Below are 16,389 nucleotides of genomic sequence, written 5' to 3'. Positions count from 1 at the left end.
TCTTATGTCTTCGGAACTAATGAAAAAAATATCAGGTCAGTTGACCGATACAAGCAACAATGCACTGGGTCAATTTCCCTTTGGCATTACTATTGAATTTACCCGGGAATTGGATTCGGATAATCCCGGTGGATGGATAGGGTCGGCACCTATAAAAACTTCCGGCCAGTTCGATTTATTTACCACCTATGACTTACCTGTTGTAGAGTCGGTCGGCTATAAAATTTTTAAAGATGCGCAGCTTATTACAGAAGGAAATGTAATAATTACAAACTTCGAAACGGAAGTTGCAATCGATGATGCCACTTATCAGGAATTACTGAGGCCTTTCGATTCAAATGATGATTCGGATGAAAATAAATTAGTTGGTACAGTTGTTAACCTAAATGGATTTCCTGTTTCGGGAACTATTACTATTTACAAAGTAGCTTTGTCCGGCAATACTTTTTTAGGTTCAACAATGACAAATGATGAAGGTTATTATGAATTCTCTTTCACCACTGCTGATTCAAAAGCACTAAAGGTAGAGTTTACAAGAACTGGCATCGACCCTGTAAACTCAGACACTATTTATAATGCTAATGGTTTAGTAAATGTTGATCTTATCATTCCTGTTAAAGGCTCATCAGTTATTTCTTCGGAATTTGAATTACTGTTTTCCGCCGTAAGTGATTATACAGAAGATATGTCACAAGAACAACTGGCCGATGATAATGTCAGCAAATTTCTGGCGGGCACAACAGGAGAAAATGAGATGTTGGTGAAAACATTATTGTCAGCTATGTTGTTTAGCATTCAGACCTCTGTTCTCATTGAAGCCTTTTATGGTCTGATGAGAACAACAATGCAGTCATCTCTGGAAGTACTAATAAACATGCCGACAGAAGATCTCACTAATGCATTAAAGCTTGCTGTTAGTCTTAATATCATTCCACATTACGATGATTCAACAATCCAAGGTTATGTTGTTGAAATTAAAAATAGCGCAAAGCAGCTTATTTTAAGTACCGATAGTTTGCCTGCAAATGAATCAAAGGGCGTAAGGATTTTAAGTACAGCCATATCAGGTGCAAAACTTTCAGGCTTTTTAGATTACTATTATGCAAATGATATTTCGGCACCTGAATTCTGGGACACGCTTAATATCCAATCTGCTGTTTCCGGTATTACAATTGAAGAAATTGACAAGCTAAAAGCGGCTACAATTTATGCTGTTCTTACAGGTAATAATCCGGCTATGGTAAACACACTTGTCGCAGAAAGCCTGGAGGATATAGTTTTAAAATCTAACATTGAATGGAGCAATTTAATTACAGACATTAAGGATGACACTGATTTCGTATTTCCGGACAACATTTCCGGTTATGATACAGATGAAGAAAAGATTACTAATTATGCAGAAAACCTGAAAAACAATTTTACCGGTTCATATCGTTCTCTGGCTGTTAAACAAGCTGTTATATCTGACACCGAGGATAACTTTCCCGAGTTGAAAGAAAATCTTGACAGCTTTGTTGCAGATAATCCCTCATTTGATATTTTACGTACTCCATCTTACAAAATAGCGGAAATTTTCCCTTCGGAATATGTAACAGAAACTTTTGTAGCAGAAGTTGCAACTATTCAGCGTCTTAATGTAATTGCTCCATCTCATGAAGCAGTACTTGCTATTAAGCAACTGGGAGCCAATTCAGCAACAGATGTCATACAAATGCCAAAAGATGTTTATGTAAACGCGATGGTTACGGCAAATGTTATGAACGCAGCTACGGCTGCTGTCTCCTATACCAATGCGATTAATACGGTAGTAGTGTCGCAAACCGTAGCACTTGCAGCTTATGCTATGGTAGACTTATCTATACCATCTATCTATCCTCCTAACCCTGTTGCGGAAGCCGACTTGAGAGGTCTTTTCGGAACTTTGGATTTTTGTACGTGCAGCGAGTGCTCTTCTATATTCAGTCCGGCTGCTTATCTGGTAGATTCGCTTGAATTACTTCGTCAATCCAATCTTCAGTCCTATAACCAACTCCATGCACGCCGTCCGGATTTATGGGATGTCAAACTGACTTGTAAAAATACCAATACAACACTTCCTTACATAGATCTGGCAAATGAAGTATTGGAAGATATGGTAAGAGTTTCTCAAACAAATGCCAACCCATCTTCTAATCCATACAACTATTTTATAAAAGGTTATAATACAGGAGCGGATGACAACGGAACTGATATTCCGGGCATCAATGAAAAAACACTCGATGCCGTTCCTGAACATATTGATGAGATTACTCCTTCTGCCTATCAAAAGCTCAGAACAGCAAAATATCCCTGGACAGCCCCTTATAACTATTTCCATGAGCAGGTTAAAGAACATCTGAATCTTATCGACATCAATCCTTATAAGTTGCCACAGGCTTTTGTGAGCAAGTCAAGATGGATTGATTCTCTTGATATAAAAACAGCCTGTGCTTATCTGAATATAAGTGGCAATACAGAAACGGGGAATTTTTCTGAAGAATATGCTATTATCACAGATACATTCAGCACAAATAATCTTTATGCATATTATGGCCTTGTATCGTCAGGAACTATTGTGAATCCCGCTAATAGAAGCCAGTTGATTAATGTACCCAATAGTGGCACAGCAGGTGCATTAGTAGGAAACACAACAATAGTTGGAGTGAGTGGTAATATTCCTTTTATGAAGAGGGTAGATATTCTGATGCAGCAAACAGAGCTTACCATCATAGATATTCTTGAATTGCTGGATTGCTACTATATCAATCCAATAATAGCCGGGAACCGGGCATTGAGAATAGATGGTGACCCTCAAACTACTTGTGACACTTCTAAGCTGACCGTTACAGGCCTGACCGAAAATCATCTTAAATCCATTCATCGCTTCATTCGTTTGCAACGCAAAACCGGTTGGAACAAATATGAGCTGGATCAGGCATTTACAACTTTAGGAGTTAATGCCAATAGTACAATTACCCATGAAATTATTATTGCTGTTGCGCAAATTAAAAGACTTACGGATATCCTGAAGTGCAACTTACTTGATGTCCTGCCTTTCTGGGGCGACTTTGGCCATCTTCCTTACAGTAAATACACAGATGCTGATATACCGCAACAACTTTTACTTACGCAGTATGAGCAGATGTTCAGGGATCCTGCAGTTATAGATCAGATAACCGATTATCCGTTTCCTGTCAATGAAGAGATGATTGAATGGAGAGATGAAACACTCTTACCTATGCCGGCTACGGGAGTTGATAGTATCAAATACATGTTGGGTGCATTGCAGATTTCTGAAAAAGATTTTGATACTTTATTTGCTTTTTATAATGCAGACAACAACCTGAATACAATTTTCCAAACCATTTCCGGCAACTTTAAATTCTCCTATTCAAACGTACTCCGTTTATATAAAGAGTTCACATTATGTCGTTTATTAAAGCTGAGTGTAAAAAATTGGTGCATTTTCAGAAGCTGGATTGCAAATCTTGACAACAATAATCCTTTTATAAGTGTAAATATTTCATCGCCGGTATTATTGGATGAAGTTTTTGCATTCCTCGATAAAGTAAACATACTTAAAGGTTCAGTATTATCATCAGAAGTACTTCACTATGTTTTTGAAGATACGTTCATCTCTGATGCCGGCAAAGAAGCAACAAGAAAAACACTGTTCAATCAGGCTCAAAACCTACGTGCTGCTTTATCCAAATTAACCATTAATATTCTTGACGAAGGCGGAAACGTTGATAGTAAGACACTTCAATCTAAGCTTGAAAAGATTGTGGACGCAGAAGATGCCGACTTTCTGGTAAATGTTATAGGCAATATTACTGAGTTTGACTTGGAATCAGCACCTTATAACTTTAGTAGTGCAGACGAAACGAGATTTGAAGGCTTATTGCCGTCAGACCTCTCTCCTGGATTGAGCACTATCGTTACCGCACTTATTTCCGGTTCGTTTAGCACTCAACCAACATCTGCTATCATTAACCAAAGACTATTGGATATTAATAGCATATATAATGATGTTTACATCGATACAGTGCTTAAGCCACAGATAAGAAGCAGCCTGAGTGTGGCTAACAAAATAGATCTGGACATTACAACATCGTTATTATCTGCAATCAATGAAAGCTACCCTATTTTATTGCAGCAAGATTTCATTGACAGTACAGGAGATATAAATCCTTCGGTAACAGTGCAAGCCAATGCATTAAAGGTTATTGAAAAAATCAGTAAAGCAGCCTCTATTGTGCTGGCATATAAACTCTCCTTAGAAGAAGCTGCTATTTTACTGAACTACAAAGAAGAGTTATCAATTCCGGATATTGTTAATCTTCCGGTGGGTATGGCATGGGCTGGCACATCATCCGGTACATCTGATTATCAACATTGTACTAATTTGATTGACTGGATGGATGTAAGAAAAAAAATCAATCCTTCTCCGACAGGCATTTTCCAGCTATTGAAATCTGTTCTTGAGTTGGATGGTTCCGCTACAAATAATGAAAAGAAAGAAACATGGGTCAATGCATTTGCCTTAGCTGTACAGATTGGCATTTCCGATCTGGAAGTGTTGGTAGGAAATTATAATAATGCTTCGAACCTGGGAATATTAACAGATTTTAATTTTACTGGCACTTCTGATCCTGCTTATCTCATCCCGGCAAATTATAAAAAAATACTGGATTGTTTTGATATGCAATCAGAATTGGAAGTAAACATGCAGACATGCAATGATATGGCAGAAGCAGTCTGCGTCTCCGAAACACAGACAGAAGCAGACGTAGTGGTGCAAGCCATTAAATCGCGCTTTGGAAGCACAGACTGGTTAGACCAAATCAAACCGGCAAGTGATCGTTTGAGAATAGGAAGGAGAGATGCTATGGTAGCCTATTTGCTGGCTTATCCGCCAAACAAGTACCGAAATGAATGGATTACAGCAAATGATATTTTTGAGACATTGCTTATTGATACCCAAATGATGCCAATTGTTAAGACATCAAGGATCAAGCAAGCAATAAGTACTGTGCAGTTGTTCGTAGACAGATGTCTCTTGAATGAAGAGAAAATCCTGAACGGAACGGATTATATTATGCTTACTGCTGAAACACAGACACAATGGAACCTGTGGCGAAAATGGTACCGTATCTGGGAAGCAAACAGAAGGATATTTGTTTATCCGGAAAATTGGATTGAACCAGAGTTGCGTGATGATAAATCTCCATTCTTTAAAGATGTGGAAAAATTCATCAAACAGAACGAAGTGAATGCGGATACAATGGCTGAAGCTTATCGCAACTATCTGGAGAACCTGGAAGAGGTTTCGCATATGGACATAGTAGGTTATTATGCTGAAAAGGTTACAAACGATTATGTAGTGCACGTATGGGGGCGAACCAAATCAGACCCGCATATTTATTATTACCGTAAACGTGTTCAAAATATCTGGACTGCCTGGGAAAAGATGGATACACAGGTTGACGGAGACAATTTTGTGGCTGTAAAATGGAGAGGACGCTTACGTCTTTACTGGTTAAATGTCGTTCAAAAGACAGCACAACGACGTCAACCAAGATTAAATCCGGGCAAAGAAGCTGCTGCAACTCCTGAAAGATACCTGGAAATTAAGCTATGCTGGACGGAGTTAAACAATGGTAAATGGCAAGCTAAAAAAGTAGGTAAAGAATGGATAGATACCCTTACAAAGAGCGGAGAGCTTCCATGGGCACCTACTGAAATATCCGGCCTGCTTTATAATAGTGTTGTTTTATCACAATGGATGGTAGATAACAGCCGCCTTTACACTCCACAAACACTGGATGATAGTCTGAACAATTATATCAGCAGTCTTATCCCTTATTGCAAAACGAACGCAGATGGCGATTTGGAAATAGCTGTGCTGGGTAGAAGAAGATATGTCAAATTGAAATCGTTCAGTGATCAGAAAATGATGGATTACAGGAATCAATTCCCTGGATATTTATCAGCTGCCAATAACGATTCTGTCCTGGCATGGGATCGTTTTACAGATGACGGCAGACTGAACGATACAGAAAACAGATTTAATCAGTTCTATTTTAATGGTGGTTATGAATATGAACAACTTTCTGCAGGTGTTTTTACCGTAAAGCAGAATAAAGTTCTTGCGAAAAGCTCCCGTAGTAATATAGCATCTACTTATAGTAACTTTATGGCTGGCAATACTTATTTTGCTTCTGAAAGTCAATATCGCTATAATAAACCTAAGGCGGAAGGATATACACATACTGATTCTTACAAACTTCTGAAGCAGGCGCCGGCCTTTCCTAATGCGCCTGTTGCTGATAAGATGGTTGTATTGTCCGGTATGGGCACAAGTGTTTCGTTTCCCCGTTTCTTTTATAACGATTACAACAGCTCTTTTTTTGTTGAAAGGACATCCGGCGGATTTGATTACCTGACCTTAAGTTTGTCATCTTCAGGAGGTTCAACCCCATTAGGAAGAGGTACTGAGGTTGAGGTAAGCAATGCTAATTTTCAGAATGATTATTCGACAGCGCTTTTAGGTAACGTTTCCTATCAAAGCAGAAATGGTGTGGCATCGCGTTATACTTCTTCTCCCGTTGATTCCATCTCCGAAAACGTGACTTCGGTTGCTGCCGTACAACCTAAATATCGCTTCTATGCTTTTAATTACTACAAGGTAGAAGATCTGATGAGGCAATTGGATATAAATGGAGCTGAAGGTCTTTTTGAATGGGATTTTATACAATCTATGCAACAGGATCTTCTGGATTTTCCTACCGCTTATCAGCCTACGGCCAATGTAGTGCAATATTCGCCTGCTACTCCCGCCAATGTTGAAACTTATGCCTATCCGACATCCAAGCTGGACTTCCGCCGCGATGCGCCTACTGCCATTTATAACTGGGAATTATTCTTTCATATTCCATTGTTGATTGCAAATAAGCTGATGCAGGATCAACAGTTTGATGAGGCATTGAAATGGTTCCACTATATTTTTAATCCGACCAACCAATCAGGAACGCCTCATGGTAATGGCCGTGAAAGATTTTGGCAATTTCTCCCTTTTTATAAGGAATCTATTGCAGGTATCCGTTCCATTGAACAGATAATGGAAGGTACTGATCTGGCTAACGCTGTAAATCAATGGGCTGCCGATCCGTTTAAACCGCACCTTGTGGCACGCACTCGTACAAGCGCTTATATGAGAACAGTAGTGATGAAATACCTTGATAATCTTATTAATTGGGGTGATCAGTTGTTTCGGAGAGATACTATGGAATCCATCAATGAAGCCACTTTATTGTATATACTTGCTGCACAAATTTTAGGTAAACCTCCGGTCAGCGTTCCGCGTCGTTTTGCTTCCACTCCTATGAGCTATGCACAATTGATCCTGAACCCAATGAATGCATTTTCAAATGCAGCCGTACAGGTGCAAACTATCATGGCACCGACAGGTATGAATGCGAATGTGACTTTACCTGCCGGTTCCGGAGGCGGTGCACCAATGCGCTATTTTGCCATTCCTCCTAACAGCAAATTGTTGTCCTACTGGGATTTGGTAGCGGATCGCTTATTCAAAATCCGTAATAGTCAGAACATCGACGGTGTTGAACGCCAGTTGGCATTATTTGAACCACCAATCGATCCGGCCTTGTTAGTACGGGCAGCAGCAGCAGGTGTATCTTTGAGCGATGCAGTAAATGAATTGTTTGCCCCGTTGCCGCAATACCGTTTCACTGTTTTGCAGCAGAAAGCATCAGAAATGGTTCAGGAAGTTAAAGGTTTGGGCGGCAGTTTGTTATCAGCCATTGAGAAAAAAGATGCCGAACAAATAGCTTTGTTACGCAGCAGTCAGGAAATGAATGTAATGGACAAAATGCGCGAAATAAAGCAGATGCAATTACAGGAAGCCCAGACACAGATATCTGTGCTGCAGGATCAATTTGACAGCACTACTATCCGCAGGGATTATTACACCGGGCTTGTAGAAAACGGATTAAATGAACAAGAACAATCGCAACTGGACAGCATTAAGTTAAGCATTCCTTTGAAAGTGGCTGAAGGTGTTGCAAGGACTTCAGCAAGTGTTGCTTATATAATTCCTGAGATTAAACTCGGAGGTCCATTTACTCTTGGAACAACTTTAGGTGGAAGTAATTTAGGAAACGTAGCAAACGCTGCTGCATCTGCTATCGGTATCGCTTCTATAGTCAATGACATCAAAGGTTCTATGGCAGGCATCAAAGGCGGCTACGAGCGCAGAAAAGCAGATTGGGACTTGCAACTGAAACTGGCGAATATGGAATTGAAGCAGATAGAAAAACAATTGGTCGCTGCAGAGATAAGGGCATCCATTGCCGGTAAGGAAACAGAGATTCAGGAATTGCAATTCAATAACGCTATTGATATGGATGCTGCCATGCACGATAAGTACAGCAATGAAGAATTGTATGACTGGATGATTGGTGAAGTTTCGCTTACGTATTTCAATTGCTATAAACTTGCATTTGATCTGGCCAAGCGTGCTGAAAGATGTTACAATTTCGAATTAGGCATCAACACTTCATTTATTCAATTTGGTTATTGGAACAGTCTGAAAAAGGGCTTGCTTGCCGGTGAAGGATTAAGTTATGATCTTAAACGCATGGATGCATCTTATCTGGATGTAAACAAAAGGCAGCATGAACTTACCAAAAATATTTCCCTTGCCATGTTGGATCCGGATCAGTTACTTAAATTAAGATCAGGCGAAAAGGCTTATATTGATATTCCTGAATGGCTTTTCGATATGGATTATCCGGGGCATTATTTCCGTCGTATCAAAGCCGTAAGCATCAGCATTCCATGCGTGGCAGGGCCATACAGTACCGTAAGCGCTAAACTGACTCTGAATAGCAGCAGATACAGGGATATAGCGATTGTTTCAGGCGACTATGGCAGCGAAAGCAACTATAGCATTATTGCAGGTGGCGGGCAATCTATTGCCACCAGCACGGCACAAAATGATAGTGGTATGTTTGAGATGAATTTCCGTGATGAGCGTTATCTTCCTTTTGAAGGCGCAGGTGTTATCAGTAACTGGGTATTGGAGCTTCCATCCCAATATGCTTCTTTTGACCGCAGCAGCATCAGCGATGTTATCATCCATATTCATTATACTGCCAAGTATGATGGTAAGTTAGCAACTACAGCCAATGACGCATTAGATGAATTTGTCTCAGATACAACAACTGATGTACCGCTTGTGCGTTACTTCAGCCTCAAGCATGAGTTCAGTAATGAATGGTATAAAGCATTTGAGAATGGCACGGCGAATGATAAGGCGTTTAACCTTACACTTTTACGTAGCCAGTTCCCTGAATATGCCAAGGGTAAAGAAATTAATGTATCCGGCATTTCGTTTAAAGCAATCGGAAAATCATCAAACTATGAATTGACACCTGATACCGATAGTTTTTCAATTTTGGAAAATGACCTGAGTAATGATTTGACTATTAATCTGACAGACTCAGATCCTATTCACGAATGCGATCTGGAAGATATCTACTTCCTGCTCCACTATTCTCTTACTAACCCTTAATAATTTGGGATTAAGATTAAAGACCTATCCGTCAATCTTGTATTGACGGATAGGTCTTTTTTATTTTTACACATTATAATTTTCTCCCGATTACAACCAAAAGCTTAAAACCATGCCATCGCTCAAAAAAATTCCTACTTTTGCGCCATGCCAAATATATCCGAACGCGGTGTGCTGATGCCACCTTCGCCCATACGCAAACTGACGCCTTATGCTGATGCAGCTAAAAAGAAAGGCCTTAAAGTTTATCATCTTAATATCGGCCAGCCCGATATTGAAACGCCGCCTTCCATTATAGAAGCGGTACATCAGGCAGATGTGAAAGTGCTGGAATATAGTCCCAGCCAGGGATTTGAAAGTTACAGAAAAAAACTGGTTACGTATTACGAAGGCCGTGGCATCCATGTAAATTCCAATCAAATCATCGTTACTACAGGTGGTTCCGAAGCAATTTCTTTTGGCTTGATGAGTTGCCTGAATCCCGGCGACGAAATCATTATTCCCGAACCCTTTTACGCTAACTATAATGGTTTTGCCGTTTCTGCTGCTATTAAAGTAATACCCATCAATTCTTCTATCGAAGATAATTTTGCATTGCCTCCAATCGAAGCTTTTGAAAAGGCTGTTACGCCCCGCACAAAAGCTATTATGATTTGCAACCCCAACAATCCTACCGGTTATTTATACAGTAAAGAAGAATTAGGCGTTTTACGCGACATCTGTCTGAAACACGATTTGTTTCTGTTTAGCGATGAGGCTTACAGAGAATTCTGTTATGACGGACAAACGCATACCTCCGCTTTACAATTAGAAGGATTGGAACAACATGCCATTTTGCTGGACACCATTTCAAAACGCTATAGCGCTTGTGGTGCGCGTATCGGAGCATTGGTTACAAAAAATGAAGCTGTATTGAACGCAGTTTTAAAATTTGCTCAGGCACGTCTTTCTCCTCCGACTTTTGAACAAATTCTGGGAGAAGCTGCCTGCGATTTGCCGGCTGATTATTTTGATGATGTTCTGGCTGAATATTGTTCCCGCAGAGATTTATTGGTAACTCGTTTACGTGCAATGGAAGGCGTTACCTGTCCTAATCCGGGAGGCGCTTTTTATGCCATGGCAAAATTGCCGATTGAAAGCAGTGAAGAATTTTGTCAATGGTTGCTGGAAGAATTTGAGCATGAAGGCGCAACAGTTATGATGGCTCCGGCAAGCGGTTTTTATGCAACGCCGGGCTTAGGGAAAGATGAAGTTCGGATGGCTTATGTTTTGAATACCGATGCCATCAATAAAGCAATGGATTGCCTGGAAGCAGCGTTGAAGGTTTATAAAAAGTAAATAATCGAAATTGAAAATCCCAAATGCCGAATTTTATTTCCGGAATTTGGGATTTTTTTATTATATTCCATCAAAGAAATTCCTATGGCAAAAAAACAATGTACCTGGCCGGGCGAAGATGCACTCATGATTCAATATCATGACGAAGAATGGGGCGTACCTGTTCATGACGATCGTAAATTGTTTGAGTTTTTAGTCTTGGATGCCTTTCAGGCAGGACTCAGCTGGAAAACAATTTTACACCGCCGCAAGAATTTTGCGAAAGCTTTCGCCAATTTTGACTATAAAAAGGTTGCTAAATTCGACGAAGCAAGGGAACAGGAATTATTACAGGATGAAGGTATTATCCGTAATAAACTTAAAGTAAAAGGCACTGTTATCAATGCCAGGCTTTTTATGGAAGTACAAAAAGAATTCGGGAGTTTTGATAAATACATCTGGCAGTTTACAGGTGGTAAAACTATTGACGGCAAAAGAAAAGACACCTATGAAATTCCTGCCACAAGCCCTGAATCAGACGCAATGAGCAAGGATTTAAAAAAACGTGGTTTCAAATTTGTAGGAAGTACCATTTGTTATGCTTTCATGCAGGCCGCCGGAATGGTAAATGACCATTTAATTACTTGTGCCCGTCATTAAGATTCTTACATTCCATGAGAAAAATCAAGAATAAAAGTTAAGCTTCTGTCATGATTCTGTGTTTTTATGGAAAACTTTTGCCTGCCCGTCATTAATTAAGTAATTTTACAACCCCTTAATAATCAATGTTAATTTATTGTTACACATGTCAATAAATTCATTATATCTTTTCAAATAACTTGTATTATTGCATGATGCGGTTTAAATCAATATTGGCTACGGGAATTGCAGGTCTTTCCATCAGCCTGGCAATGCCTTCCTGTGATTCGCCTAAAGGTGAAAAGGAACTGCCGGTTGAAACGACGACAAAAGGCAACATCAAAGTTTCGGTTGACGAAAGTTTAATGCCCGTTATTGCGCAGCAATTAACGGTTTTTGATTCTTCTTATCCCGAAGGCCATATTCATCCGGTTTATACTTCAGAACAACAATGTTTTGCTGATTTATTTAAAGACAGCGCCCGTTTAATTGTAGTTACCAGGGATTTTACCAAGGCAGAAAAAGATGCATTTGAGAAAAATGACATCAGGATAAGATCATTGAGCATAGCAAAAGACGCCATTGCAGTAATTGTACATCCCGGTTCGGTTGATAGCTTTATGACGATTGGTCAATTGAAACAAATCCTGCTTGGAAAATTTGCAAGACAATATACCGTTGTATTTGAAAATGAAAAGTCAAGCACAGTAAGATATATGCTGGATTCTTTGATTCCGGGACAAAAATTATCAAAACAAACTTTTGCAATAAACAACAATGATTCTCTGATCGATTATGTTTCTAAAAACGAGCATGCAATAGGATTTATTGGTGTTACGCATGTTTACGATCCGGAAAGCACGGTACCCGAAGGAAGCTTTAAAAAACAAATTCAGGTAGTTTCATTAAAAGATGAAAATGACACAACCGTAAATGATTTTTATCAACCTTATCAGGCATGGATCGCATTGAAACAATATCCATTGTCAAGAACCATGTATTTTATCACACGCGATACCTATAATGGATTAGGAAGCGGCCTTGCCAACTTTTTAACATCCCAGCAAGGACAATTAATCTTTAATAAAGCACGTTTAGTACCTTTAAGAGTTCCGTTAAATTTGCGTCCGGCGGAAATCAAATAAACATTTTAAACTCCTGAACGTTTTAAAGTCTAACTAAAAACATTTATCCTTATCAGTAAAAATCTACACCACATTAAATAGAAAAACAAAAATGAACAAAGTAATTGTTACGGTAATGGCTTCTGCTTTTGCCTTTAATGTAAGTGCTCAGTCCGTTCAGGAAGGCCAAAAAATGATCAATTATGGTCGTTATGAAAGCGCGAAGAAGGTTTTAGAACCTTTAGCCGCCAAAGATGAATTAGCAAACTATTATTATGGTATTGCGGATCTTGAACTGGAAAATGTTGATGCAGCCAAAGCAACTTTTGCTAGATTCCCGGACAGCTATTATAACCAAGCCGGTACAGCAAGAGTTTTATTTGCACAAAATCAAAAGGATGCTGCAGGTAAAATGCTTGCAGGTATAATCGACAAAGCCAAAAAGAAAGAATGGGAAAAATATAAAATTGCTGCCGACGCAATTAATTTCAGCAAGGGCGGTAATATTCAGGATGCTATAGCCTGGTATGAAAAAGCAAACGAAATTAATGGCGGAACAGATGCAAATACCCTTATTAATCTGGGCGATGCTTATCTTAAAACTTCCGGCGGCGGCGGGCAGGCGATGACAAAATATGAAAACGCTGTAGAAAAAGGAACTAATAATTCATTAGGTTATTCAAAAATCGGCGATCTATGGTACAGAGCACAGCAATATGATAAAGCATTGACTAATTATGAATCTGCAAAACAGGCAGATCCTACTAATCCTTTGCCTTATAAAGCACTGGCAGATGCTTATCAACGTGCGGGCCGTTATGAAAAAGCATTGGAAAACATTAAAAAGTTTTTAGAGCTTTCTGATAAATCAATTGATGATCAGATTACTTATGCCAATCTGTTGTTCTTATCTAAAAAATATGATGAAGCTCAGGTAAAGATTCAGGAATTACAAAGCAAAGGTATTTCCAAACCATATTTATACCGTCTGGTTGCGTACAGCGCTTATGAAACCAAAGATTATAACAAGGCTTTGGAGAACATGGGCTTGTTCTATAGCAAACAACCTGCCGACCGTATCATACCCGATGATTATATCTACAGTGGTAAAATTTACAGTGCATTGGCTGTAAACGATTCAGTAAATGCTACAAAATATAATGACAGTGCTGATTACTATTTCAACAAAGTGATAACTGCCGATACATCAAAAGACAAAAGAGCTTTATACCTGCAAATTACCGAAGCATTTAAAGAATCTAAATCTTACGGAAAAGTAGGTTATTGGTATGGAAAGATTGTTTCCGACAATCCTGATGCAACTTCTGAAGATTATTTCTATTGGGGTCTATATAACTATTATGGCAAGAATTATGATGAAGCAACAAAAGCTTTTGCTGCCATGAGAGCAAAATATCCTGATGAGCCGTCAGCAATTTACTGGCAGGCACGTACTGCAGCAGCAATCGACAGTGAAAGCAAAACAGGTGGTGCCGTTCAGTTTTACAAAGATTGGTTAGATGTTAAGAAAGAAGGTTATACACCAAAATCTGCGGATCTAATGAATGCTTATCAATATCTGGCATATTACTATTACAACCATGATGACCAGAAAAATGCAATGGAATGGATCAATAAAATTTTAGAACTTGAACCAACCAATAATTTTGCAATTCAAATCAGGGATTATTATCAAAAAGCCAATAAAGCAAAAGGCGCTAAATAACAAAAATCCTTGTTGGCAAGGATAAAAAACGCTCCGGATTTATAAGATTCCGGAGCGTTTTTATTTATTTCCCGTTTGTCGGTAAAAGGGTAATTTTGCATTCGTTATTTAATCAGAAATCATGCAATCATACGCACTCGTAACAGGAGGTTCAAGAGGCATAGGCAGAGCAATCTGCCATAAGCTGGCTTTGATGGGTTATCCTGTTATTATTAATTATAAAGGTAATAAAGAAGCTGCGGAACAAACAGCCGCCCTTGTTCGCAAAGCGGGACAGGAAGCCGTTTTAATGCCCTTCGATGTTTCCAATAAATCTGAAACCGAAACAGCATTAAGTCAGTGGCAGGAAGCAAATAAAGATGCCGTTATTGAAATATTAATCAATAATGCCGGCGTCCGCCAAGATGCGCTGCTCGCTTTTATGAATGACGAACAATGGCATTCCGTTTTAGATACAAGCCTGAAAGGTATGTATCAGGTAACAAAACAAATTATGAGCCCGATGCTGATGAACCGCTACGGACGCATTATCAATATCGTTTCCCTAAGCGGCATAAAGGGCATGCCTGGTCAGGTGAATTATTCTGCGGCAAAAGCAGGTATGATTGGCGCTACCAAAGCACTTGCACAGGAAGTGGCTAAACGAAATATTACCGTAAACGCCATTGCTCCCGGATTCATAAAAACAGATATGACGGAAGACCTGAACGAAAAAGAACTGGCAGGATTGATTCCGATGAAACGTTTTGGAGAGGCCGAAGAAGTAGCTGAACTGGTGGGGTTTTTAGCTTCTAAAAATGCCGGTTATATAACAGGACAGGTTATTTCTATAAACGGTGGTCTTTATACTTAAAAAAACAGCATTGCTACTTATGTTAGAAATCATTTTACTTATTTTCCTTGCAAGAAAAATAAAAGCCAAAGTTGAACCTAAAGGTTACAAAGCCGGCAAATGGCAGGCTTATTTAGTTTTATCCTGGATTGGCGCTGAAATTTTTGGTATGCTGATATCCCTTCTCCTCTTTCGTTCAGATACAATGATTGCATTGATTAGCGGTTACTTATGTGCAGGAGGAGTTGCTTTGTTTGTTTTTAATCGTGCCGATGCACTACCCGACATTAATGAAAAAAACAATGATTGGCTTGATAACCTGGGCAATGACTAATCAGTCCCGGATAGCAAATACATTCAATAATGACAGTAAATTTTATAGATACACATACGCATCTTTACGACGACCAGTTTGATGCCGACAGAAGTACAATAATCGATAAGGCAATTGAATCAGGCGTGAACAAGATGTATTTGCCAAATTGTGACCGTACAACCATTGAGCCTATGATGGCAATGGTTGAAAAATGGCCGCAGCATTGTTTTCCGATGATGGGCGTACATCCTTGTTATATCAAGGAAAACTATAAAGAAGAATTAAAAATTGCGGAAGAATGGCTTGGCAAAACGAGTTTTAGCGCCATTGGCGAAATAGGCCTTGATTATTATTGGGACAAAACGTTTATAAAGGAACAAAAAGAGGCATTCAATCTTCAGATGGATTGGGCATTGGATTTGAATTTACCCATTGTTATTCATACACGCGATTCTTTGCAGGATGGTATTGACATGGTGCGTAATAAACAAAATGGAAAACTAAAGGGCATTTTTCATTGTTTTGGCGGAACACCGGAAGAAGCGAGGCAAATAATTGACCTCGGATTCTATTTAGGCATCGGCGGTGTCTGCACTTTTAAAAAAAATATTTTGCCCGAAGTATTGCAGGAAGTTTCCTTGCAACACATTGTATTAGAGACAGATGCGCCCTATCTGGCACCTGTTCCATACAGAGGTAAAAGAAACGAAAGCAGCTACATTCCAATAATTGGCACGAAAATTGCAGAGATAAAGAAATGCAGTATTGCCGAAGTAGCAGAAATGACCACCCGAAATGCCGAACTCATTTTCGGATAAATTG

8 protein-coding genes are annotated in these 16,389 nt (G+C 39.3%); all 8 read left to right on the top strand.

Features of this window, described 5'->3' with window-relative positions:
- The first annotated feature begins 4 nt into the window (after positions 1-4).
- The 8 genes from F0919_RS14455 to F0919_RS14420 all read left to right on the top strand — a co-directional run bounded on the left by F0919_RS14455 (position 5) and on the right by F0919_RS14420 (position 16,385).
- Positions 5-9,613, top strand: coding sequence for a Tc toxin subunit A-related protein (locus F0919_RS14455; protein WP_150033475.1), 9,609 nt, complete (start codon positions 5-7; stop codon positions 9,611-9,613).
- A gap of 147 nt (positions 9,614-9,760) precedes the next feature.
- The gene (locus F0919_RS14450; protein ID WP_150033474.1) at positions 9,761-10,951 is read left to right on the top strand and encodes a pyridoxal phosphate-dependent aminotransferase; all 1,191 of its coding nucleotides are present in this window, start codon (positions 9,761-9,763) and stop codon (positions 10,949-10,951) included.
- 84 nt (positions 10,952-11,035) lie between these two features.
- Positions 11,036-11,590, top strand: coding sequence for a DNA-3-methyladenine glycosylase I (locus tag F0919_RS14445; RefSeq protein ID WP_150033473.1), 555 nt, complete (start codon positions 11,036-11,038; stop codon positions 11,588-11,590).
- Positions 11,591-11,781: 191 nt separating this feature from the next.
- Complete coding sequence (locus F0919_RS14440) at positions 11,782-12,714, top strand: PstS family phosphate ABC transporter substrate-binding protein (protein ID WP_150033472.1); 933 nt, start codon at positions 11,782-11,784, stop codon at positions 12,712-12,714.
- A gap of 91 nt (positions 12,715-12,805) precedes the next feature.
- A complete protein-coding gene (locus F0919_RS14435) occupies positions 12,806-14,419 on the top strand; it encodes a tetratricopeptide repeat protein (RefSeq protein ID WP_150033471.1) in 1,614 nt (537 codons plus the stop codon).
- Between the two features lie 121 nt (positions 14,420-14,540).
- Positions 14,541-15,272 carry a 3-oxoacyl-ACP reductase FabG gene (gene fabG / locus F0919_RS14430; protein ID WP_150033470.1) on the top strand — a complete coding sequence of 244 codons (732 nt, stop codon included), beginning with the start codon at positions 14,541-14,543 and terminating at the stop codon, positions 15,270-15,272.
- A gap of 19 nt (positions 15,273-15,291) precedes the next feature.
- Complete coding sequence (locus F0919_RS14425) at positions 15,292-15,585, top strand: hypothetical protein (RefSeq protein ID WP_150033469.1); 294 nt, start codon at positions 15,292-15,294, stop codon at positions 15,583-15,585.
- A gap of 29 nt (positions 15,586-15,614) precedes the next feature.
- A complete protein-coding gene (locus tag F0919_RS14420) occupies positions 15,615-16,385 on the top strand; it encodes a TatD family hydrolase (RefSeq protein WP_150033468.1) in 771 nt (256 codons plus the stop codon).
- The last annotated feature ends 4 nt before the right edge of the window (positions 16,386-16,389 follow it).

The organism is Taibaiella lutea (assembly GCF_008629695.1).
Lineage (GTDB): Bacteria > Bacteroidota > Bacteroidia > Chitinophagales > Chitinophagaceae > Taibaiella > Taibaiella lutea.
Note: the sequence above shows the minus strand (reverse complement) of the source record. Positions and strands in the feature narration are given on the sequence as shown.